General features: G+C 39.3%; 19 protein-coding genes. 8 read left to right on the plus strand and 11 right to left on the minus strand.

Translation table 11 applies throughout. The features are described 5' to 3' along the window. Positions 1-45: 45 nt before the first annotated feature. Positions 46-1,599 carry a glycosyl hydrolase family 79 N-terminal domain-containing protein gene (locus tag U735_RS0108385; protein ID WP_051891928.1) on the plus strand — a complete coding sequence of 518 codons (1,554 nt, stop codon included), beginning with the start codon at positions 46-48 and terminating at the stop codon, positions 1,597-1,599. Between the two features lie 265 nt (positions 1,600-1,864). Here the strand turns inward: U735_RS0108385 and U735_RS0108395 are convergent, their stop codons facing one another. Together U735_RS0108395 and mnmE are read right to left on the minus strand one after the other, a co-directional pair. Then, entirely contained in the window at positions 1,865-2,998 is a 1,134-nt protein-coding gene (locus U735_RS0108395; protein ID WP_031443394.1) for a tyrosine-type recombinase/integrase, read from the minus strand. Positions 2,999-3,190: 192 nt separating this feature from the next. Then, positions 3,191-4,588: a tRNA uridine-5-carboxymethylaminomethyl(34) synthesis GTPase MnmE gene (gene mnmE, locus U735_RS0108400; protein ID WP_031443395.1), complete on the minus strand. Its 1,398-nt coding sequence runs from the start codon at positions 4,586-4,588 to the stop codon at positions 3,191-3,193. A gap of 314 nt (positions 4,589-4,902) precedes the next feature. On the opposite strand from mnmE, the gene U735_RS0108405 reads away from it, so the two are divergent. Next, positions 4,903-5,355 carry a hypothetical protein gene (locus U735_RS0108405; protein ID WP_051891929.1) on the plus strand — a complete coding sequence of 151 codons (453 nt, stop codon included), beginning with the start codon at positions 4,903-4,905 and terminating at the stop codon, positions 5,353-5,355. A gap of 130 nt (positions 5,356-5,485) precedes the next feature. Continuing rightward, positions 5,486-5,824, plus strand: a complete 339-nt coding sequence (locus U735_RS0108410) for a DUF4870 domain-containing protein (protein ID WP_031443397.1) — start codon at positions 5,486-5,488, stop codon at positions 5,822-5,824. 113 nt (positions 5,825-5,937) lie between these two features. Here the strand turns inward: U735_RS0108410 and dnaN are convergent, their stop codons facing one another. From dnaN to U735_RS0108435, 5 genes are all read right to left on the minus strand, one after another. Next, a complete protein-coding gene (dnaN, locus tag U735_RS0108415) occupies positions 5,938-7,056 on the minus strand; it encodes a DNA polymerase III subunit beta (protein ID WP_031443398.1) in 1,119 nt (372 codons plus the stop codon). Between the two features lie 146 nt (positions 7,057-7,202). Next, positions 7,203-8,867, minus strand: coding sequence for a gliding motility-associated ABC transporter substrate-binding protein GldG (gldG, locus tag U735_RS0108420; protein WP_031443399.1), 1,665 nt, complete (start codon positions 8,865-8,867; stop codon positions 7,203-7,205). Next, positions 8,867-9,598 carry a gliding motility-associated ABC transporter permease subunit GldF gene (gene gldF, locus U735_RS0108425; RefSeq protein WP_031443400.1) on the minus strand — a complete coding sequence of 244 codons (732 nt, stop codon included), beginning with the start codon at positions 9,596-9,598 and terminating at the stop codon, positions 8,867-8,869. The genes gldG and gldF overlap by 1 nt, the downstream gene beginning before the upstream one ends. Before the next feature lie 5 nt (positions 9,599-9,603). Beyond that, positions 9,604-9,900, minus strand: coding sequence for a putative quinol monooxygenase (locus tag U735_RS0108430; protein WP_031443401.1), 297 nt, complete (start codon positions 9,898-9,900; stop codon positions 9,604-9,606). Positions 9,901-9,913: 13 nt separating this feature from the next. Beyond that, positions 9,914-10,744, minus strand: a complete 831-nt coding sequence (locus U735_RS0108435; RefSeq protein ID WP_031443402.1) for an SAM hydrolase/SAM-dependent halogenase family protein — start codon at positions 10,742-10,744, stop codon at positions 9,914-9,916. Positions 10,745-10,874: 130 nt separating this feature from the next. On the opposite strand from U735_RS0108435, the gene U735_RS0108440 reads away from it, so the two are divergent. Continuing rightward, complete coding sequence (locus U735_RS0108440) at positions 10,875-11,828, plus strand: PhoH family protein (RefSeq protein WP_031443403.1); 954 nt, start codon at positions 10,875-10,877, stop codon at positions 11,826-11,828. Between the two features lie 10 nt (positions 11,829-11,838). Beyond that, a complete protein-coding gene (locus U735_RS0108445; protein WP_031443404.1) occupies positions 11,839-12,795 on the plus strand; it encodes a phosphoribosylaminoimidazolesuccinocarboxamide synthase in 957 nt (318 codons plus the stop codon). Here U735_RS0108445 and U735_RS0108450 read toward each other — a convergent pair whose 3' ends face one another. Then, positions 12,796-13,461, minus strand: coding sequence for a 3'-5' exonuclease (locus tag U735_RS0108450; RefSeq protein WP_031443405.1), 666 nt, complete (start codon positions 13,459-13,461; stop codon positions 12,796-12,798). Next, the gene (locus U735_RS0108455) at positions 13,458-15,380 is read right to left on the minus strand and encodes a DUF294 nucleotidyltransferase-like domain-containing protein (RefSeq protein WP_031443406.1); all 1,923 of its coding nucleotides are present in this window, start codon (positions 15,378-15,380) and stop codon (positions 13,458-13,460) included. The genes U735_RS0108450 and U735_RS0108455 overlap by 4 nt, the downstream gene beginning before the upstream one ends. Positions 15,381-16,188: 808 nt before the next feature. On the opposite strand from U735_RS0108455, the gene U735_RS0108470 reads away from it, so the two are divergent. Both U735_RS0108470 and U735_RS0108475 read left to right on the plus strand, forming a co-directional pair. Then, entirely contained in the window at positions 16,189-18,006 is a 1,818-nt protein-coding gene (locus tag U735_RS0108470; protein WP_031443407.1) for an SLC13 family permease, read from the plus strand. Positions 18,007-18,171: 165 nt separating this feature from the next. Continuing rightward, a complete protein-coding gene (locus U735_RS0108475; RefSeq protein WP_031443408.1) occupies positions 18,172-19,749 on the plus strand; it encodes an FG-GAP repeat domain-containing protein in 1,578 nt (525 codons plus the stop codon). A gap of 144 nt (positions 19,750-19,893) precedes the next feature. On the opposite strand, the gene U735_RS0108480 is transcribed toward U735_RS0108475, so the two are convergent. Then, a complete protein-coding gene (locus tag U735_RS0108480; RefSeq protein WP_031443409.1) occupies positions 19,894-20,490 on the minus strand; it encodes a YdeI/OmpD-associated family protein in 597 nt (198 codons plus the stop codon). 58 nt (positions 20,491-20,548) lie between these two features. Continuing rightward, on the minus strand, positions 20,549-21,772 hold the full coding sequence (pepT, locus tag U735_RS0108485; RefSeq protein ID WP_031443410.1) for a peptidase T: 1,224 nt from the start codon (positions 21,770-21,772) through the stop codon (positions 20,549-20,551). Positions 21,773-22,013: 241 nt separating this feature from the next. Here pepT and U735_RS0108490 point away from each other — a divergent pair, with 241 nt between their 5' ends. Further along, entirely contained in the window at positions 22,014-22,430 is a 417-nt protein-coding gene (locus U735_RS0108490; protein ID WP_031443411.1) for a hypothetical protein, read from the plus strand. Positions 22,431-22,452 lie beyond the last annotated feature (22 nt).

Raw genomic sequence — 22,452 nt, forward strand, 5'->3', positions numbered from 1 at the left:
CAGTATACAAACTAAGCATAATTATAAATCACAAAATTATCCGAGATGAAAAATAGTATTAAAACATGTCTAGGTTTTATTTTAATAGGAACATTTTCTATGGCCTATGCGCAAAATGGGCCAGGCGAACCAAATGGAAGAAGTACGTCAAGTATCGATCTACAAAATATGGAATATATCGGAAGTGTCGACGAACGCTATCAATCGTATAACATCGAAATGTGCGAGGTAATCGGAGGCGATTTCTGGGTGCCCTATCAAAAATTGGATTCGGTAATGAAACACTCAGATAAGAAGGGTTTTGAAGCTTTAAAATGGGAAATCCCCCCGATAGACCTCAAAGAAAAAAAATTGAGAAACCTTGCGGCCGCATTGGGACCCGCATATATTAGGGTAAGCGGCACATGGGCGAACGACGTATACTTTCAAAACAATGATTCGCCCATTCTTGAAGAGGCACCTAATGGTTTTAATAATGTGCTGACCCGTGAGCAATGGAAAGGTGTAGTCGATTTTAGCAAAGCGGTCAATGGTAAGATTGTGACCTCCTTTGCCATAAGTGCTGGTATGTATGATGCGAATGGTGCCTATCAAGTAGATCAGGTAAAAGATCTTATCGATTACACCAAATCAATTGGGGGTGAAATTTCGGCTGCCGAAATGTTCAACGAACCCACTTTTGCAAGTCACGGGAGTGCACCGGAAGGGTATAACGCCCAAAGCTACGCCGATGATTTTACTGTTTTTCATGATTTTGTGAGCGAATATTATCCTGAAATGAAGGTAGTGGGGCCTGGTTCGGTGGGTGAAGGAGGGGTGTTGGAAACAGGTGGGGTCGTCAATATAGACATAGCCACCGAAGATTTGATGGCCAAGCTCCCAAAAAATCCATTCGAAGCGTATACCTACCATTTTTATGGAGGTGTATCAAAACGATGCGGGGGCAAACAGACCCTGGAGAGCGTTATGACTCAAGAATGGTTAAGCAAGACCGAAAAAGGACTTGAATTTTATCAAAAATCCCGCGATAAATACAATCCCGAAGCGCCTATCTGGTTGAATGAAACCGCCGAGGCGGCCTGTGGTGGCGACCCGTTGGCCGCAACTTATGCAGATACCTTCAGATATCTGGAGCAGTTGGGCAGATTGGCGAAAAAGGGCGTGCAGGTAGTGATGCACAATACCCTTGCACGAAGTGAATATGCATTATTGGAACACGATACCCACGACCCTCGTCCCAATTATTGGGCAGCCCTGTTGTGGGGTAAACTCATGGGAACGCAAGTGTATGATGCAAATAACCTCGCACCCGGTGTCAATGTTTATGTTCATAACAAAAAAGGTGGTTCGGTAGGTCGCACGGCACTAATTATCAATGCTACGAAATCTGATTATTTCTTTGAAATTCCAAACAAAGCCAAACAGTATTTGCTTACTGCAGATAGTCTTGACACAAAAACAGTGCATCTGAACGGAAAAGCACTCAAATTGAACTCTGATGATTCCCTACCCAATATTTCGGGAGAAAGGATTGAGGCAGGCGATGTTCGAATACCAAGTCATGGAATTTTGTTTTTGTCGTTCGACGGAAGCAACTAAGATGAAGCCATTTCCAACCTGATATTTCTGGACCTTATGGTGAAAAGGCTATAGTAAAATACTCACTATCATTTAATGGAAAAGGAAGCAGTCTTTGGAGCTGGATTAGTTTACCATTCCCTTAAAACGGCCATTTTAAGGGACGGTTTTCTCAAAACCTAAAGGCTAAGCCCATAGTGTCCCTTTTCTGGTCTTTTTTAGTATTCCCGTTAATTAACCTTTTATGGGACATTTGATGAGCAGAAATAACCTGAAGATAATTCTATTAAATATCCAGATTAAACTCAGGAATTAAATTTGCAGCCTCCCTCATTTTTTCATCAATGATTTTCGTGTAAATCTCTGTGGTTCGTATTTCACGATGCCCCAAACGTTTTGATACCGTATAAATATCGGCTCCGTTTTCAAGTAGTAATACGGCGTTAGTATGCCTTGCACTATGAAATGTAATATGTTTGGTAATTCCAGCTTTCATACACCATCTTAGAATCTCGGTATTATAGACTGCTCCATATTTAAGACCTCTAAAAACTCGGTCGCTCTCGTTAGTTCTTTTTCCAAGTAAGGCCCTCGATTGCGCAGAAACATAGAGGTATTCTAGTCCGTCGGTTTTCTTTTGCCTAAATATAATTCGTGAACCTGTATCCTCATCTCGAACCTCAGACCATCGCAATTTATCTATATCACTCCATCGCAATCCTGTTAGGCAACTAAATATGAAAGCATTTTTTAATACAGGATATTTACATTCAGCCTGTGTTAAAGATTGTAATTCAGAATAGGTCAAATATTCCCTTGTGGATTCTCCTTGCTCAAAACCTTTGACTGATCGTAGTACATTTTCTTCCAGATAATTTTCTGTATGGGCCTCTCGCAAGGCAGCTTTGAATTTGTTGAAATAAGTATATTTGGAATTTTGGGATAGGGGCGTACCGCTCTTGGTTTTGGCCTTTGTATTCAAATATCTTTTAAAACCCTTGACAAAGTCAGTATCAATATCTTTAAGCTGTTTGTGCGGCGGACAATACTTTTCGATATGTTTTAGTGCAGCATCCCAATTCCCATAGTTTGCCTTGGTTTCAAAGCGGTCTTCTTTTAATTGTTCATAATAGTCTAAGAAAGTTACTTCGCCCTTTTTATCGTTCTTGATTTTGTATTTCCCTTGAATGTACTCAGCCTTTCTTATAGCTAATATATTTTCTGCTAATTGTAGGGTTTCTTTGTTTTCTCTCTTTTCCTCCGCATTTTTAGGATTATCAAAAACATATTGCTTTAAGTACTCAAATTTTCTAAGGTGCTTTTTGACCCCGTTTTTATCAATTCGATACCCATTATAGAATTCAAGGAATAAACTGGACTTACCGTTTTTTAATTTTTTCTGCTTAAGATTGATTTTCATATCAAAAGATTTTGAGGTGTAATTTTTCCACCTTTTAGATTAAGAAATTAAACGAGGTGTAAAAATGGTGTAATAAATGTATGAAAATAGGAGATTAAGAGAAAGAGAAAATAAAAATACTTTTCAACAACTTATTGATTTATAGTGATATGAAACCAAATAGAACCATATGAGACCAAATGAAATACTTATTTATTTCCCGATACAAAAGTTAGCAAATATATTCCCCAGAAGCTCATCGTTGGTCACTTGCCCTGTGATTTCTCCTAGGTGGTATAGGGCTTCTTTTACATCAATAGCCAACAGGTCGCTAGGAGTGTCTTCCTCCATACCAAATTGTACCTTTTCTATTTCTTCCAAGGCCTTTAGAAGGGAACTATAATGTCTGGTATTGGTAACAATGGTTTCGCTATTGCGCAACGCTCCCGTATTTACAAAATCCAATAAGCGCGACTTCAGTGTTTCGACCCCTTTTCCGGTTTTGGCGGACAGCAAGTGCAGTCCCGAAATTTGGGATTGTAGATTCTCAATTTGTTCCTTATCCAATCTATCCACCTTATTGGCAATCACCAACAAGGGTTTTTGGGGATATTTAGTTTTTATTTTGTCCAGTTCCTTTATACTTGTTTTCAACTTATCGGCATGGGTGGCCATTTCCCAGGCATCTACCAATAGCACCACCACCTGGGCCTGTTCTATTTTTTCAAAAGTCTTCTTAATACCGATACTTTCCACTACATCCTTGGTATCCCTAATTCCAGCAGTATCTATAAAGCGAAATCCTATGCCTCCTATTGCAATTTCATCCTCAATGGTATCCCTAGTGGTTCCTGCTATATCGCTTACAATGGCCCGCTCTTCATTCAAAAGGGCATTGAGCAGGGTGGATTTGCCTACGTTGGGTTCCCCTACAATGGCTATGGGAATTCCGTTTTTGATCACATTGCCCACAGCAAAGGAATCGATCAAGCGTTTAAGAATGCGCTGTATTTTGGTCAAAAGTTTTTTAAACTGTGTACGGTCCGCAAATTCTACATCCTCCTCTGCAAAGTCGAGTTCCAATTCCATTAGGCTAGCAAAGTTGAGCAGTTGGTCCCTCAATTTTTTTATCTCGTTGCTAAAACCACCACGCATTTGCTGTATAGCTATTTGGTGACTGGCCTCGTTATCCGAGGCGATAAGGTCCGCCACGGCCTCGGCCTGACTCAAGTCCATTTTACCGTTTAAAAAAGCGCGTAGTGTAAATTCTCCTGCATTTGCCATTCGGCAACCGTTACGCAAAAATAACTGAATTATTTGTTGTTGGATATAGGGCGAACCGTGACATGATATTTCAACAACATCTTCACCGGTATAGGAATGGGGTCCTTTAAAAAGGGATACCAGAACTTCATCCAACACTTTGTCGTTTTCGGTAATATGTCCCAAGTGTATGGTATGGCTCTTTTGTTTTTGTAAATCCTTGCCCCTGATCGATGTAAAAAAAGGATTGGCCAAGGCAATGGCATCCTTACCGGAAATACGGATTACGGCTATTGCACCGGCCCCTGAGGGTGTGGCTAAGGCAATGATGTTGTCGTTGGTAATCATAGAATTGTAATTGACCGTAAAAATACAATATAAAATTTTCAAACCGGTTCCACTTTTCGATGGACAAATGCAATTGTCCAAATATTTGAAATGAAGTAAGTTAAGCTTGAATCCTTTGTGAATGGCCAGTAACCGACTTTACAATAACACTCTAAAACTTCTATTTTGGGAATAGTAAAGTTTAGCACAATGATTTTGGTCATGATTATTGCAGCAAATATTGCGTAATTTTAATAGTGATCCGGTACAGTATAAAAGAGCCAATAGGGCTATATAATTTAGGTGTATCGGGACATTCAATTTAAAATTACTATATGAAAATTATCAGAATTATTACATTATTGGCAGTTGGTTTATTCTGCCTAATTACCTTGGCACAAGAAACTCCGGATCCTGTTACGCCCTTGGAAAATACGGAACAAATGATGGAGGAAAAAATTCGGCAGGAAGCGAAAGAAGCCAAAGAAGCAATGAAAAGGATAGAAAAGGCGGAAAGGGAGGCCAAGAAGGCTGAAAAAGCGCAGAAGAAGGCAGAAAAGGAACTGAAAAATCGTGAAAAACTTTCTTCCGATATAGATTCCAAGCGGAGGTCTATTGCCAAGGATGAAAAGAAAATTTCCAAGATTCAGGAAAAAATGATCAAGGATGAGAAAAAGGGTAAACTGTCACCTTTGGCCATAGAGAAACTGAATCAGAAAATCGATAAACTGAAAAAGGGCATCGAAAAGGATAGGGAAAAATTGACAAAACTGGAAAGCAAACAATAAGCCCTGAAACATATTCGGACCTGTCTATGTAACATATTCATGATTTGCTCGTCCTATTCATATAACGACTTGGTAATGGTAGAAATTTCGGTTAGGGGTTTCTCTATATGAGAACTAAGAAATATAAATTATGAAGGCAGAAAACAGACAATTATTGGTGTGGACCCATTTAAGTCAATTATTGGATATAGTAACCGGATTTGGGGGATTTATAGTTCCTTTGGTCCTATGGTTAACACAAAGGGATACCATTATGAACATGGATGAAAATGGAAAGTCGATCATTAACTTCCAGATTAGCATGTTCTTATATATACTAATTTGCATCCCGTTGATCTTACTTCTTGGTATTGGAATATTAGGGATTATTGCTATAGCAGTGCTCTGTTTCGTTTTTCCTATTATCAATGCCATTAAGGTTTCCAACGGTGAAAAACCTCATTATCCCCTGAGCATAAAGTTTGTGTAGTTAGTAAACATCTTTAGGACAAAAAAGCCGTATTTCAAATGAGATACGGCTTTTTTTTATAGTGAAAGAGTGGGGTGTATTATAAATTCAACAATTGTATTGAATCTGTATTTCTAACTGTTCAACATTACGGGCATTACCAACATGGTCACATTTTCGCCTTCGTCCAAACCGTCAATCGGAGTTAGGATACCGGCCCTATTGGGAAGACTCATTTCCAATTGCACGTCATCCGAAGTAAGGTTGTTCAACATTTCCACCAGGAACCTTGAGTTGAACCCTATCTGCATATCATCACCTTGGTAGGAACAGGTCAACCTTTCCTCCGCCTTATTGCTGTAATCTATATCCTCGGCAGAAATATTAAGTTCCGCACCTGCAATTTTTAATCTTATTTGGTGGGTGGTCTTATTGGAGAATATGGAAACCCTTCTAACAGAACTTAACAGTTGGTTTCTGGCTATGGATAGCTTGTTAGGATTTTCCTTAGGAATAACTGCTTCATAATTCGGGTATTTACCGTCAATCAATCTACAGATGAGGATGGTGTTTTCAAAACTGAATTTAGCGTTGCTTTCATTGTATTCGATCAGTACTTCCGTTTCGCTGCCCGATAAGATCCCCTTCAATAAATTAAGAGGTTTTTTGGGCATTATAAATTCGGCCACTTTGGAAGCAGTAACATCGGTTCGTTGGTATTTTACCAATTTATGGGCATCGGTAGCTACGAAGGTTAGACTTTCTGGGGAAAATTGAAAAAAGACACCGCTCATTACAGGTCTTAGATCATCATTACCGGCAGCGAATATGGTTTTGTTGATAGCTGTTGCCAATATATCCCCAAGTACTGTGGTAGAGGATGGGTTTGATAATTCAACCGATTTCGGAAATTCCGCACCGTCAGCATATGCCAAGGCATATTTACCGTGGTTAGAACTGATTTCCACTGTATTGTTGTCCTCAACAACAAAAGTCAAGGGCTGTTCAGGAAAGGTTTTTAAGATTTCCAACAACAGTTTTGCTGGAACCGCAATGGTTCCCTCATTGTCCGAATCTACCTCCAATACAGAGCTCATTGTAGTTTCCAGATCGGAAGCCGAAACAGTGAGTTCTTTTTGATTTAAATCGAAGAGAAAATTGTCTAGAATAGGTAAGGTATTGCTGTTATTGATAACCCCACCTAAAACTTGGAGTTGTTTTAGTAAATAAGTGCTAGATACTATAAATTTCATTAGTTTATTTTTTTTTAAGGAATCTACATTATTGTACAACCTAAAACAGTGTTCGAATTTCTGTTTGAATCCGTAATATTCCTTGAATCACGGTCAAAACAAAGATATTTTAAATGTCCTTTTTAAGGAAACAAACTTATCAACACTTATACCCCATATTTTTTCTTGCGAATGGTGTGTATTAGGAATCCAAAAATAAAGGTCAAACACAGGGGAAGGCCAATATTAATCAACTGCCATTTGGTTTTTTGGTCATTGATTTTTTCTTCATCCAAGAAAGGGATGGTTACTTTTTTGTTGCGAATGTTTATAAGTCCGGTATCGTCCAAGAGGTAATTAAGGCAATTAATGAGAAATTCTTTGTTGCCAAAAAAGTTGTTCGTCCATTTATCATAACCTAATTCCAAGGGTCGGCCGTTTCGGATCTGGTTTCTTATAAGATCACCGTCCGTAAGCACTATCATTTTGTTTTCAGGGCCTTGATCCAAAATTTTGTCCAGCTTTAGCGGTTTTACCCGGTTCAGGAAAGTAGATTGGAAGGCGCCTTCGACCAATACCCCCAATATCTTATTTCCATCATTATATAAGTCCTTATCCGGTGGTGTATTAATAATGTCCAACTGAATGGGTTTTGGTACTCCTTCGGTTTTGGATAAGGGCGAACTACTGAGTAAGATCTGTTTTTTGTAATCACTGGCCAGGGTATCCAAACTACCTGCGAACTGGAACCTTAGCGCTTCCAAATTGTTGTTTATAGGATGGTCGTTCTTGGAAAAGACCATTGGGTTGTAGTACCAGGGAACAGGGTTGTATTGGGAACTGTTCCCCTCACCGCTCGCCAGAACTATTTGGGTGAAATATAGGTCGTTGACAAGATCCGTATTTAATCTAATCCCATATTTGAAGAAAAAATCGTTAAGGTTAAGATTTCGTGGCAGGGCCATGGCAGTACCTTCTTCGTTGAATAGGCTATCCAGTTCCATAGCTACCTGATCTATGAGCCAAAGCGATTTGCCTCCCCCGGTAATATATTGATCCAGAATAAATTTCTCTTCATCGGAAAATGCCTCTGTAGGCTTTGCAATGAGGGCAAGATCAAAACCTTTTAGTTGTGCCAGGACCTTTTCTGGATTGGTTGCCACAGAATCCAAGGTTATGGCCCCAATATTGTAATAATCCTTTATGGTGGTCAGATAATCTGCCATGTAAATATCACCCAACTCCCCATTGCCCTTAATGATGGCTATTTTTTTCTTTTCCTTGATGTTCAACTTTGTAAAGGCATCTGCAAAGGCATATTCCAAATGTTGAACGGAATTGTTTACACGCTCTTCAGTGGTGGCACCAAGTTTATTTTTTAACAGGGGTACCTTTACGGTGCTGTTGTTGTAATTGACCATAGCCCATGGAAAGATAATCTCTTGGGAGACTTTTCCATTCTGTTCAACGGTAACGTTTGTGGGGGTAAGGCCCAAAGCCTGTAAATCTGTGATAACGCCATCAATTTGCGTGGCTCCTTCAAGCGGATTTACGAAATTGAACTTTATATTCTTATTTTCTGATGCAAATTCCTCTAATAGCTGCCTGGTTTCCAGCTTCAATTTTATAAATTCCGGTGGAAGATTTCCATCGAGAAGAATATCGATTATTATAGGGGCGCTAAAGTCCCCAACAGAATTTAATGCCGCCGTGGAAAGGGTATATCTATTGTCTTCGGTCAGATCTAATCTCGCGTAGAAAAAACTGGCCAGAATATTTAGGATCAGCAATAAAACAACGGCCTTGATTATAGATAATAAACTTCTTTTCATTATCTATTCTGATTTTTTAGTTGATTAATGGTCAGGAAGAGAAAGAATAGGGTAAGGCTTGTGAAATAAATAATATCCCTAGTGTCCAAGACACCTCTGGCTATACTTTCAAAATGGGCCTTCATTCCTATTTGTTCCACAAAAAGTATCATAGGGCCAGTGGGCAATATCGTGGCCAGACTTTCAAATCCGAACAACATAATAAAGCATAGTACCATACCAATGATAAAGGCTACAATTTGGTTTTCGGACAGGATAGAGGAAAATAATCCAATGGCGGTATAGCTTGCAGTTAGAAATAAGAGCCCAAAATAAGAGCCCAGCACCATGCCCATATCCAAATTGCCTATGGTTACACCCAATTGGGAAATGGTATATACATAAAGAAGTGTAGGCAATATGGCGATTAAGGCCAAGCAAAAGGTACCCAAAAACTTTCCTATAACCGTTTGCCATAAAGAGATGGGCTTTATAAAAAGCAGCTCCAAAGTGCCTAGTTTTTTTTCCTCCGAAAAACTTTTCATTGTAATGGCGGGTATCAGAAAAAGAAATACCCAAGGGGCAAGGAGAAAGAAATTGCCCAGATCGGCAAAGCCGTATTCAAAAATATTAAAAGGTCCCTTAAATACCCAAAGAAACAATCCGTTGAGCACTAAAAATAATCCTATGACCAGATAACCTATAGGCGAGGTAAAAAATGATTGTATTTCTCTTTTAAATATGGCAATCATGTATGTTAGTTAATCGTTTCCTTCTTTATTAGGCTCCAAGCTTCTGGTTTGTCCTCGAATAATTGTTTGGTCTTCCCCCAGACGCTCTTGAAGAATTCTGAATTTTTATAGTTTTCCAAATCGGTAGCGCTATTCCAATAACTGTATGTGAAAAATATATTATTATCTTCCTTGCTCTGCAACAGTTCTAAAAAGGTGCAGCCCTCCGCCTGTCGGATTTTCTTTTTATTGTTTTCAAAGATGGCCTCAAAACTAGCAATATTTTCCTTTTTGAAGGTTAATTTTACAATTCTTACCAACATTTGTTCCTTGTATTTAAGTAAAATTAATAATTACAGTATCCCTATAATCAAGACCCAATAGGGTAGAGGCCCCACCTACGGTATTAAGGTCGCTCTTATAAATTGCGATTTCTACATAGCCTGATGAGTTGAATAGTGCCAGTAATTCCCCAGGGGATTTACGCTGACTTTTATCCAAACTGTAATTTATGATGTCACTGTATTTTTTGTGGATCTCCTTTATTTTTTTATTACGGGCATGTAGTTCAAAAGGTCTGCCCTTGCCTATGGTTTTGAAGGTGCTTTGTTGAATGTTGGTTACCACATTGCCGTAGTTATCTATATAAATAACGCTTCCGGATATGGTCTTGCCGTCATCGGAAATTCTTGGGTTGAACTCCCTTAGGTCCTTAAGATCTTTAAAGGTCCTGCCTATTACTTCCAGTTTTCCACCTCTGGCAATATGGCTTGCCGCTTTTACAAAAACATCCATTTCAGGAAACGAACTATCAATGCTATTGGGCAATTGAATTTCTACCACTTTTTCCGGCACTATTTCGGAAATTATGAGCCCTATTACCCCATTGTTGGCCATAATAAAATAGTGGTTGTCCACCAATACGGCAATATGTTGGTTTTCTGGCGTCAATTCTGAGTCCACACCTACGATATGGATACTGCCATCAGGAAAATTTTTATATGAATTTTTGAGGATGTAGGCGCATTCCTGAATATTGAAAGGCGCAATGGAATGAGAAATATCAACAATTTTTGCATCTGACAATTCCTTGTAAATTGTCCCTTTTATGGCGCCTACAAAATGGTCTTTATGTCCAAAATCAGTAGTTAAAGTAATTATAGCCATATAGGACTGTTGATATGTTTTTGGTTTGGTAAGTTGTTTTTTTACTTAAGTTTGTTAAACAAAATTACACAAAAAATCAGCGAACCAAAATATATATTTCATATCTAATCCTTTATAACACCTCTCTTCTTTGAACGAACTTATAATAGAACTTACAGACATTAGCCCAAGGGAATTTTTTGGACAGAATAATGAGAACATAGATTTACTTAAAAAGCATTTTCCGAAGCTTAAGATTGTTGCCAGAGGCAACAAAATTAAGGTTTATGGAGACGAAGACCTATTGGACGAATTCGATAGAAGGTTCGATCTGCTTACCGCCCACTATGCCAAGTATAATAAGTTGGATGAAAATAGTATTGAGCGACTCTTGGCCAGCAATGGACAGGAAATATTGGAGTCTTCAGAAATCAGTGGTGAAGTTTTGGTCCATGGCGTAAGTGGTAGACTTATCAAAGCACAAACGGTAAATCAGCGAAGATTGGTCGATGCCGCTAGGAACAATGATATGGTATTTGCCGTAGGACCGGCGGGAACCGGAAAAACTTATACGGGAGTGGCCTTGGCGGTAAAAGCTTTAAAAGAGAAACAGGTTAAGCGTATTATATTGACCAGGCCCGCTGTGGAGGCCGGTGAAAATTTGGGCTTTTTGCCAGGAGATCTTAAGGAAAAGTTGGATCCTTATATGCAGCCATTATATGATGCCTTGCGGGATATGATTGCACCGGAAAAATTGGCCCATTATATTGAGAACGGCACTATACAGATAGCCCCTATGGCTTTCATGCGGGGAAGGACTTTGGACAATGCCTTTGTTATTTTGGACGAGGCCCAAAACACTACCCATGCCCAAATGAAAATGTTCCTAACCAGAATGGGAAAAAATGCCAAATTTTTAATTAATGGGGACCCAGGTCAGATCGATTTGCCAAGACGCTTGATTTCGGGATTGAAAGAAGCCTTATTGGTGCTTCAGAACATTGAAGGAATAGAGGTTATTTATTTGGACGATAAGGATGTGATAAGGCATAAATTGGTTAAAAAGGTCATAGAGGCTTATAAGGGAATTGAGCATAACAATTGATAGTTGCAGCATGGGTAATACAATAATTGATACAAATTTTAACTTTCCGGGACAACAAAGCTTATACAAAGGAAAGGTAAGGGAGGTATATCATCTAGAAAATAATATTTTGGTAATGGTGGCCACTGATAGGCTTTCCGCTTTTGACGTGGTTATGCCAAAGGGAATTCCTTATAAAGGTCAAATACTAAATCAGATCGCTACCAAGATGATGGCGGATACGGCCGATATAGTCCCCAATTGGCTAATGGCCACTCCAGATCCCAATGTTGCCGTTGGGTTTGCCTGCGAGCCCTTTAAGGTGGAAATGGTGATTAGAGGCTATTTATCCGGACATGCTGCTAGGGAATACAAGCTGGGTAAAAGAATGTTATGTGGAGTTCCAATGCCCCACGGGATGTCGGAAAACGATAAATTCCCATCTCCCATTATAACCCCTGCGACCAAGGCTGAAATGGGAGACCATGATGAGGATATTTCCAGAGAAGCCATTTTGGAAAGGGGAATAGTGAGCGAGGAAGATTATCTGGTTCTTGAAAATTATACCAAGGCACTCTTTCAAAGAGGAACGGAAATCGCCGCCAAGAGAGGATTGATCTTAGTGGATACCAAATACGAATTTGGGAAAACCAAGGATGGAAAAATTGTACTTATAGATGAAATCCATACCCCTGATTCTTCACGTTATTTTTATGCCGAAGGCTATGGGGAAAGACAAAATAGGGGAGAGGCCCAGAAGCAATTGTCCAAGGAATTCGTTCGCCAATGGTTGATAAGCAATAACTTTCAAGGGTTAAAAGGACAGGTTGTACCGGAAATGACCGATGATTATATACAGACCGTTTCTGAAAGGTATATTGAACTGTACGAAAATATTACCGGAGAAAAGTTTGTCAAGGCCGATATCTCGGATATACAGTCTAGAATCGAGAAAAATGTTTTGGGGTACCTGTCATCGATAAATTAGTTACCCCATTTTTAAAAGGTCTTTTAATCGTAGTTGTCCCTTGCCCTTCAATCGATTCCTTATTTTTAGGAATGCAATGGCAGTAATGTAGGCATCTCCTAAGGCGGTGTGCCTATCCTTTTTGGAGATATCAAACTTTTCCGCCAATTCGTCCAAGGAATAATGCTCTTTCTTTTTGAACACATTGGAGGTCAATAGCGTTTTTTTGTAAAGATGTGAAGTGTCCAATACTTTATTCTTTAACCTGGGAAGGCCGTTCCTTTCCAAGGCCCTGTTGATCATTGTAATGTCAAAAATGGCATGGTGGGCTACGATTATGGCATTATTTAAGAATCCCAATAATTCTTCCATAGCTGCACTTTCACTTATGCAGGAGGCCCCACCATTTTTTAGGATACCATGAATTTTTGCAGTTTCCGCATTGTAATGCTCCTGCTTCAGAAAAATTTCCAAGCTTTGGTTGAGTGCAATATTTTTGTCGACCAAACTTAGGGCCCCAATACAGAGTATCCTGTCGTTTGAATAGTCGAATCCTGTAGTTTCCGTATCCAAGACCACGAATCTTACCAAGTTGAGGTCCTCAATCGGTTTTTTCTTAAAACTATTCTCATATTCCAACCAATAATCGGGATAGTTGTTTACTTTTTTTTTAAAGAAATCTATCATCGTAACAAGTTTGAAACCTTGAATCTAACACTTACCAATTCCTGAATTTCCTTTATGGTCTTAAAAGTTCTTTTCAGTTTAATTCTTTCTTCCTTAGTCAATTTGTCTATGGCAATATACCTCCCAGAATCATTGTGAAGCAGACCTTGTTTCGTCCTGAACTTTAAAAGTGCCCTTGTGGCATAGGAGCAGGCCATAAAGATTTCCTCGTTATTGGGTTCCAACTCTGCCAGTTTTTCAAATCGCTCTGCGGTACTGTTGATGGATTTGACCGAATGCGATAAAATCAGTACTCTTGCGGCATCGGTTAAAGGCATCAATGCCCGTCTTTTAAGATCGAAGGTATCTTTGTGCTCCCCATCTTCCTCAACCAACACTTGCCTAAAAAAGCCTGTTGGGGACGGGTTTTGTAGGGCCCCACTTGCCAAGTGCAAATAGAAAATGGGATATTTTTTTGTGGTTTCAAAAATGTGTTCCGATAATTCATTCACCAAATTTACATCCCCATAGGTAATATTGTAATCGAAAAATATGGAGGAAAGCAATACCTCATCGGTCCCTGGATTTATTATCCAATGGGAAATGGTTTTTTTCCATTCATCCAGGCTTAAGCACCAATTGGGATTGGAAGCCATCATTTCTGCAGGACAATAATCGTAACCAATTTCAAACAATCCTTTGTTGATTAGTTTGGACAATTTCAAAAAAAAGTCTGTTGTTTCTATGAGCTTTTCTTCAGGAACATTTTCGAAGACCATGGCATTGTCCTGATCGGTCTGAAGGAGTTGTTCGCTCCGTCCTTGGCTACCAAGAGCCAGCCATGCAAATTTTACTGGGGGCTTTGTTGGCATTTCCTCCAAGGATAGTTTAATAATTTGCTTAACGCAGGCATCGTTAAGTTCGGATATTATTTTGGTAGTCAATTTAATGGGGATATTTTGATCCAAGTAATCCTGTAAAAGATGCGTTATACTCTTTCTTATTTGTTTTATCGATTTTATTTTCTTGGCCCTATTTATGGCCTTGATCAATACTGCCGGGTTATTTCCCAAAGCTACCATAACATCATGTTTGGATAGTATTCCAATAGCCTTGGAGTTGGGTGTGCCGTCCTTCGTGATGCATAAATGGCTAATATTACTTTTCATCATGGCCATTTGTGCCTGGGTTATGGTGAGGTGTTTGTTATAGGTTATAACAGGAGAAACCATTATTTCCTTGGCCTTTGTGGTAATGGGATATTTTCCGGTAACAATATTGTTCCGAAGATCTTTGTCCGTAATTATCCCAATGGGCATCTTATCACTGACCACCAACATGGCCCCAACCTTTTTTTCTGTCATTCTTTTGGCTATTGTTTTGGCCGAGGTGGTTGCGGTACAGGTAACCAATTTTTTGGAATACTGTACAGATTGCAAATCCAATACGTGGGTATTGGGAGCCACGGGATTTATTTCGGGCACTTCATCATACAATTTACCACGATGACTTTTGGAATAGGGGTTTCTGGTATTGGAGGCAAAACTTTCTATTAAGAAATTTCCAACTGCTATATTTTTTTGGGCGTATGGTTTAAAAATATTGATAGGAATGGCGTAAAGGATACTTTCTTCATGTGCTTTTGCAGTCATTTTGTAATTTTCCTGAGCCATCAGGGGTCTAAGTCCAAATATATCACCCTCATCGCACATGTCCATGACACTTTTATCGGACCCTTTTTTAAGGGCAACAGCACCCTTGTTTACTACATAGAAGTAGGTATGGGGTTCGTCGTTCTCGGCAAAAATAACGCTATCCTTTTCCTTGTAGACTATGGTAATTTCTTCGGCTAGGGTTTCAAGGTCAGACTGGCCCAGGACATTGAAAGGTGGGAAATTTTTCAAAAAATCGGCTACTCTATGCGAAATGGTATTTTTCATCGAATATTATATGTTGATCCTTAGCTGTTACAAAATTTATTGTTCTTTTCCCATTTGAAGTTCGTTAAAAGTAATAAGAACACAATAGCTACTTTTATTTTCCTCATAATAAATATGGGATAAAGTTAATTTTTATACGCCATCATCAAAAGAAAAGATGACACCATTTATTTTGTCTGTCCAGTTACCTTAATTGTCAATAACGATCACAATATATTGAATTGAGCTATTGCATTAAATGGTGTTGAATTAATTTAGGTATAACTTTAATTATTAATGCTATGGAATCACCTTATTTGGATTGTATTGAAGCCTGTCGTAAATGTATGGCCGATTGTCAATATTGCCTACTTCAAATGTCGGGTAAGGATAGTAAAAATGACTGCCCACTTTGTTGTATCCTTTGTATTGAATCTTGTTCGGCGGCACTACAATTTTTAATGGCAAATAGTCCATATGCCAAAGAGTATTGCAGCATCTGTGCTAAGGTATGTCAATGGTGCGCGGAACAATGCGCGCAGCATGACCATAAACATTGTGAGGATTGCGCTAATTCTTGTGTAAAATGTATGGAGGAATGTCAAAAAGTAGTTATGACCTTATCCAGTGAAATTTAAATTTCATCCATATTAAAACCACATTTGGGAATTTCAATTTTTCAATGGCTTGTGCTCCTGTTATAGGGGCATATTTAATATTATATGTAATTTGTAATGAGGTTTTGGGCATATGCTTAAAAGGGCAAGGAAGATTTTTTTTGTTTTTGGAGTGTAGATATTAAAGGAGGTCTTAATTTAATAGTTATGGGATGACGTTCGAAATGGGATTGGTATTTTTGGTATTGTTTATAACCATAATCTTATTTGCCCTGGAAGTTTTTCCGGTAGACAAGATTGCCTTTTTTATAATTGTTTCATTGACCTTACTTGGGCTGGTGAAACCGGAAGATGCCATAAGCGGGTTTTCCAATAGTGCAACTATAGCTGTTTTGGCATTGATGATATTGGCCATAGCCATGGAGGAAAATGGGGTTATTACTTGGCTTACTTCCAGTTTGGGGAAAATAAGAGCCTTCCCGTTATTTATAATAGCTCCTGTTTTTATGATCGTAACCGCAAGTATTTCTGCATTTATAAGTACCACCGCTGTCGTCATTGTCTTCATTAAGATTATTAATCAACTCTCTGATCGATTCAATATTTCCAAATCCAAATTATTATTACCTATTTCCTTTGCGGGCATATTGGGAGGGTCTTGCACCTTAATGGGTACCTCTACAAACCTTATTGTAAACTCCGTGGCACAAAACCTGGGAGCGCCGGCCCTGCGTTTTTTCGAATTTACTACCATAGGATTAATATTTTTGGCCGTGGCCATTGTCTATCTCACCCTAATGCTTAGATGGTTGCCTTGGAGCGGGAAAAGGGAATTGGGGACCGATTATAGTGTTTCGGATTATATTACCAGTGTCCGTATAAAGCCGGGGTCACAGTTGGTAAACAAAAGGCTGGAGGAGACTTTTTTATTCAATAATCCAGAGATATCAATACTGAAATTGATAAGGGACAATAGGATTCATAATTCACCGGGAAAATACATTACCTTAAAGGAGAATGATCAGTTATTGTTAATGTGCAACATTTTAAGCCTCTCCAAATTGAACGATTCCCAGAATTTGGGACTTAACGAACAAATTTTTTGGAAGGGGACGAACCACCATTCCACCGGTGAGGACAATGTAACCAAACTGGAGGAACGTGTGTTTGTTGAGCTTTTAATGCTTCCGGGAGCAGCGCTCTTGGGCAAGACTTTGGGGAATCTAAGGGGGTATATGCAGCAGGATATTATACCCGTGGCCATTAAGAAGCGCAAGACCTTGACCAATATCAAGGAGCGATTGGTACGTAGCAGTTCGGATAAATTGGCGCTCAAAGCTGGTGATCGTCTACTGGTTGATGTAAGCAAGGAAAATATTAAGTCTTTGGAAGCCATTGAAAATATAGTACTATTACAGGAGTTTGATTCGCTTAAAACCCATTCCAGATTCGGAAGAATTTTATCGCTGGCGGTTCTTGGTTTAGTGGTCGTTTTGGCAGCTACAGGAGTTCTTTCCATTATGGTAAGTGCCTTGGCAGGGGTTTCTATATTATTGCTTACCAATAACCTAAATTTGGACAGTGTATACAAAAAGGTAAATTGGCAAATTTTCTTTTTGCTGGCAGGAATGATACCCTTGGGTATAGCAATGCACAACACGGGAGCGGATATGTGGATCTCGGAAAGATTATTGGGCTTATTGGTGGGCCAATCCAAAATGATAATTATTGGCAGTCTTTTTTTTGTCACCATGGTCATGAGCGGTGTGGTCAGCAATAATGCCACGGCCATTATTATGACCCCAATAGCAATGGCACTGGCAAGCGGACTAAATTTGGATTTTAAGCCATTTATACTAGCTGTAATGTTTGCCGCAAATTTCAGTTTTTTTACACCGGTAGGATATCAAACCAATACCTTGATATACGGAATAGGCAACTACAAGTTCAAACATTTTTTTATTATAGGGGGAATTTTAAGCCTGGTCCTTTGGCTTTTGGCCACCTTTCTTTTAGTGAGGATGGCTTAGCTATTATTACTGTCAATTGAGTTTTCTATTGTTTGATTTGCACTTTGAACGATCATTGTATATGGGATATTTACATCTTACTTGAAAATTCGGCAGTATCTTCGTAGATTAGGTCACTATCAGGAGGACATTTTTTACCGAATTCCTATATTTATTTAATATCGCATGAAGATTTTTTTTTCGCTGGCCCTCCTTATAGGATTGCTGATTTCTTGTTCCGGTAACAAAAAGGAATCGCAGACTTTGGAATATAAAGAGCCAACTGCTACCAATTTGCCTGGGAATCGCTTGGCAGAAATCCACTGTTCCGGTTGTCATCTCTTTGTTAAACCAGAATTGTTGCCAAGGTCCAGTTGGCAAAACGATGTACTTCCTTCAATGGGTCATCGATTGGGGATGTACAAAGGTAATCTGCGCCCGGATAGTCTCTTTGACAATGGTAGGAGCGGAGAAGTGGTTAAAAAGGCCAATATCTTTTCAGAAAGACCTCTAATTGCCCGCGCAGATTGGAACAAAATAGTAGACTATTACCTTAACAATGCACCGGATACCATTTTACCGCCTAAAAGGGCCAATAAAATTAAAATGGGCCTAAAGCATTTTAAAATCAAGGAGTCTGGCTTTTCCCAGACTCCAGCCCTGACCACTATGGTGAAAATCCTTCCAGAAAATGGGGGAGTGGTATTTGCAGATAGTAAGCGGAATATAAATAGCCTGACATTCCTGGACAAAAATCTTAAGAAGGATATAGTACTAGGACTTAAGACGGCCCCTATCCACTATTACGAAAAATACGACACTATTTATTTGACAACCGCTGGCAAAAACATTTTCCCCAATGATGTGTCGGATGGGGCTTTACAAAAATTATTTTCTAAGGGAACTGAAGGTTCATACACTTCCAAGGAGGTGATTCCAAATTTACAAAGGCCGGTCAATATGGCTTATGGGGACTTAAATAACGATGGGTTGGAAGACGTTGTAGCCTGTGAATACGGCAATGAAACAGGGAAATTGGTTTGGTACGAAAACAAGGGGGGTGATAAATACACCATGAGGACGTTGGATAACAGATCGGGTGCCATTTCCGCAGTGATAAAGGATGCCAATGGGGATGGTCTACAAGATATTTTTGTGCTTATGGCTCAAGGGGATGAAGGTGTTTTTTATTATCAAAATCAGGGCGATGGCACGTTTACTACCAAAAGATTGCTCTCTTTTCTTCCACTTAATGGTTCCCAATATATAGAGTTGGTAGATTTTAATAAGGATGGCTTGGATGATATATTATATGTATGTGGGGACAATGCGGACAAAACGCCCATATTAAAGGAATATCACGGTATCTATATATTTCTGAACGATGGAGATCTGAATTTTAAGCAATCCTATTTCTACCATTTAAACGGGGCTTATAAAGCCATGCCCAGGGATTATGATTTGGATGGAGATCTGGATATTGCGGCAATTTCTTTTTTTCCTGATTATGTGGGTTCCCCAGAGGAAAGTTTTGTGTATCTGGAAAATAAAGGGGATATGAAATTTGAGGATTATTCCTTTTCGGAGTCGATCAATGGTCGATGGATCGTTATGGACGCGGAGGATATGGATGCTGATGGCGACATTGACTTGGCTCTAGGATCTTTTGTGTATTTTCTTCCGTTAGGAGATACCACTGGTCTGGGCCAAAAATGGCTATCCGAAGGACCGTCAATAATAGTATTGGAAAATACCACTAAGTAAATCAATTATATTAGGTCAGAATTGTAATATCCAATTCCATTTATTTTTTTTGACCATTGACTACTGACCACTGACCACTGACCACTGACCACTGACCACTGACTACTGACTACTGACCACTGACCACTGACCACTGACCACTGACTATCCTTTCCTATATTTATCATGCAGCCCCAAACCTTTTTCCAAGAGGGAAATACATTTCTCCAGTCGGGACTGCTTGGTCTTTTCCTGTTTGGCTTGAGAAATATACTCGCAATATTCCCTTTGTTTATATGGGGTTAGACTTTCATAATTTGCTTTTAAAGCCTGATTATTGTTAAGTGCTTTTTTTAACAAGGGAGGCATTGAAATTGGTTTGTTTTTTTCAGGGGCAAGGACAAGTCCTTTCTTTTGGTTGCTGATAGCCTCATGAAAATAGGCTAAAACCGTAGCCTCATCAATATCCTCCATGGTTCTAAATTTCCAGTGCCTCATGGCCTTAGTTTTTCCCTCCTGTGCATTTTCCAGTACTTTTTTCGGGTCACTTAAAAAGACGCCATTATAGAACCAGATGCCGAAATGATGTTTAAAGGCTAAAATACCTAGAACATTCTTATTGTCCATGGTGTATACAGGGATACCCCATTTGTACGTTTCAATAAGTCCGGTTTTATGGGCCAATTCCCGCAAAAGGCAAATACCTTCCCTAAAGGGCTGTTCTTTTTCGAAATAGGCTTCTATCTTTTCTTGGGTCTTCATTTTTCCTGCCAAATGAAATGTATATTGTCGCGCTGTTATGGGCACACAAATACTTAAGTTATCTTTTAGCTGTAAGTTCGCAAATTTTTACGATAACATCAACCGCTTTCTGCATACTTTCTACAGGGACATACTCATATTTTCCATGAAAATTATGTCCGCCAGCAAAAATATTGGGGCATGGCAACCCCATAAAGCTCAATTGTGAACCATCGGTACCGCCGCGTATTGGTTTTATAATTGGGGTAATGCCCAAACTTTCCATGGCCTCTTTGGCAATTTCAACAATATGCATCACCGGTTCAATTTTTTCCCGCATATTAAAATATTGATCTTTAATATCAAGGGATACAAAATCGCCGTATTCTGCATTCAAATTTTCCGTGATATATTGTAATAGTTCTTTGCGCTGCTCGAATTTTTTTGGGTCGTGATCCCGAATGATCAATTCAATTTCGGCAAGCTCAATTTCTCCTTTAAGGTGGTGCACGTGAAAGAACCCTTCCCGTCCGGTAGTTTTTTGGGGCACTTCATGGCCGGGTAATTGGGAAATAAAATCGTTGGCGATCAAAATGGCATTTACCATTTTTCCTTTGGCATAACCCGGATGTACACTTTTTCCTTTAATGATTATTTTGGCACCTGCCGCATTGAAGTTTTCATATTCCAATTCCCCAATTTGGCTACCGTCCATAGTATAGGCCCAATCGGCGCCAAATGCTGCAACATCAAAATGGTGTGCCCCGCGACCAATTTCTTCATCTGGGGTAAAGCCCACCCTGATCTTACCATGTTTAATTTCCGGATGTTGTATTAAATACTCCATGGCGGTAATAATCTCCGTTATTCCGGCCTTATCATCGGCACCCAACAAGGTGGTGCCATCTGTAGTGATAAGGGTATTGCCCTTGTATTGCAAGAGGTCATCAAAATAACTTGGGGAGAGTATTATATTTTCCGCTTTGTTCAGAACAATATCCCCGCCATCATAATTTTTTATTATTTGAGGCTTTACGTCGGTAGCCGTGAAATCTGGAGAGGTATCAAAATGGGAGATAAAGCCAATAGTAGGCACTTCCTTGTCCAAATTGCTGGGTAAAGTAGCCATAATGTAAGCTTTGTCATCTATAACTACATCCTGCATTCCTATCTGCTTGAGTTCCTCCACCAATTTATGGGCAAGTGTCCATTGCTTGTCAGTGCTAGGGGTGGTAGCCGAGTTAGGGTCGCTTTGGGTGTCTATGGTAATATAACTTATAAACCGGTCTATAATGTGTTGCATAAAACTAAATTTTAATCAAAAATACAGTTTATTATTTTTTATTTGGGCCTGTTGTGGCAACTGTATAGCCTAGGCTTGTCAGCCTTGTCTTGGGGAGTAAGGTGGAGTAGCCCGTGGACCTGAAGTTCAGAGCAAATTCTATTATACTATTAATGGATTAATTTGGAAAGATAACCTTCGGGGAAGCGCAGCTGGTTGTATTATTACTTTATATTTGTACTTTAAACCAGCACAAAAACCTATGTGTAAGAAAGTTTTTTCCACCTTGATCCTTATCGTCGGATTTGTGATATCCGTACAAGCTCAACAAGAATGTAGTTTGGGCATTGGTGCGACGGAATCGGATACTATAATACAAATATTTCAGCTTAAAGAAGAGCAGATAACCAATTTGGAGGAGTTTAAGGCAGCACTGGAAATTGAAACCCGTTTGTTGGATGAAGAGCGGAAAAATCTTTTTGAAAATCACCCGCAAAGTACCCCTGAGGATTTAACGGCATTGGGGGCGAAGTATAAGGTTCTGGAGGAGCGAATGAAACAGGTTTTTAAAAAATACGACCTCAAACTTTTAGCACTTTTCAATGAAAAGCAATACCAACGGTACGTTACCCTTTGCCAGGAAGTATCACGGCAACCCCTAGTAGTGGTACCGGAATAAGTTGTCGTAAATGTTAATAAAA

Source organism: Arenibacter algicola (genome assembly GCF_000733925.1).
GTDB lineage: Bacteria > Bacteroidota > Bacteroidia > Flavobacteriales > Flavobacteriaceae > Arenibacter > Arenibacter algicola.

Excerpts from the sequence above, each read along its gene's own strand:
- U735_RS0108435 (WP_031443402.1), bottom strand. The coding sequence starts at position 10,744 with ATGGCTATAATTACTTTAACTACTGATTTTGGACATAAAGACCATTTT.
- U735_RS0108490 (WP_031443411.1), top strand. The coding sequence starts at position 22,014 with ATGTGTAAGAAAGTTTTTTCCACCTTGATCCTTATCGTCGGATTTGTG.
- dnaN (WP_031443398.1), bottom strand. The coding sequence starts at position 7,056 with ATGAAATTTATAGTATCTAGCACTTATTTACTAAAACAACTCCAAGTT.
- U735_RS0108410 (WP_031443397.1), top strand. The coding sequence starts at position 5,486 with ATGAAGGCAGAAAACAGACAATTATTGGTGTGGACCCATTTAAGTCAA.
- gldG (WP_031443399.1), bottom strand. The coding sequence starts at position 8,867 with ATGAAAAGAAGTTTATTATCTATAATCAAGGCCGTTGTTTTATTGCTG.
- U735_RS0108395 (WP_031443394.1), bottom strand. The coding sequence starts at position 2,998 with ATGAAAATCAATCTTAAGCAGAAAAAATTAAAAAACGGTAAGTCCAGT.
- U735_RS0108450 (WP_031443405.1), bottom strand. The coding sequence starts at position 13,461 with ATGATAGATTTCTTTAAAAAAAAAGTAAACAACTATCCCGATTATTGG.
- U735_RS0108455 (WP_031443406.1), bottom strand. The coding sequence starts at position 15,380 with ATGAAAAATACCATTTCGCATAGAGTAGCCGATTTTTTGAAAAATTTC.
- U735_RS0108480 (WP_031443409.1), bottom strand. The coding sequence starts at position 20,490 with ATGAAGACCCAAGAAAAGATAGAAGCCTATTTCGAAAAAGAACAGCCC.
- U735_RS0108405 (WP_051891929.1), top strand. The coding sequence starts at position 4,903 with ATGAAAATTATCAGAATTATTACATTATTGGCAGTTGGTTTATTCTGC.
- pepT (WP_031443410.1), bottom strand. The coding sequence starts at position 21,772 with ATGCAACACATTATAGACCGGTTTATAAGTTATATTACCATAGACACC.
- U735_RS0108430 (WP_031443401.1), bottom strand. The coding sequence starts at position 9,900 with ATGTTGGTAAGAATTGTAAAATTAACCTTCAAAAAGGAAAATATTGCT.
- mnmE (WP_031443395.1), bottom strand. The coding sequence starts at position 4,588 with ATGATTACCAACGACAACATCATTGCCTTAGCCACACCCTCAGGGGCC.
- U735_RS0108475 (WP_031443408.1), top strand. The coding sequence starts at position 18,172 with ATGAAGATTTTTTTTTCGCTGGCCCTCCTTATAGGATTGCTGATTTCT.
- gldF (WP_031443400.1), bottom strand. The coding sequence starts at position 9,598 with ATGATTGCCATATTTAAAAGAGAAATACAATCATTTTTTACCTCGCCT.
- U735_RS0108470 (WP_031443407.1), top strand. The coding sequence starts at position 16,189 with ATGACGTTCGAAATGGGATTGGTATTTTTGGTATTGTTTATAACCATA.
- U735_RS0108385 (WP_051891928.1), top strand. The coding sequence starts at position 46 with ATGAAAAATAGTATTAAAACATGTCTAGGTTTTATTTTAATAGGAACA.
- U735_RS0108445 (WP_031443404.1), top strand. The coding sequence starts at position 11,839 with ATGGGTAATACAATAATTGATACAAATTTTAACTTTCCGGGACAACAA.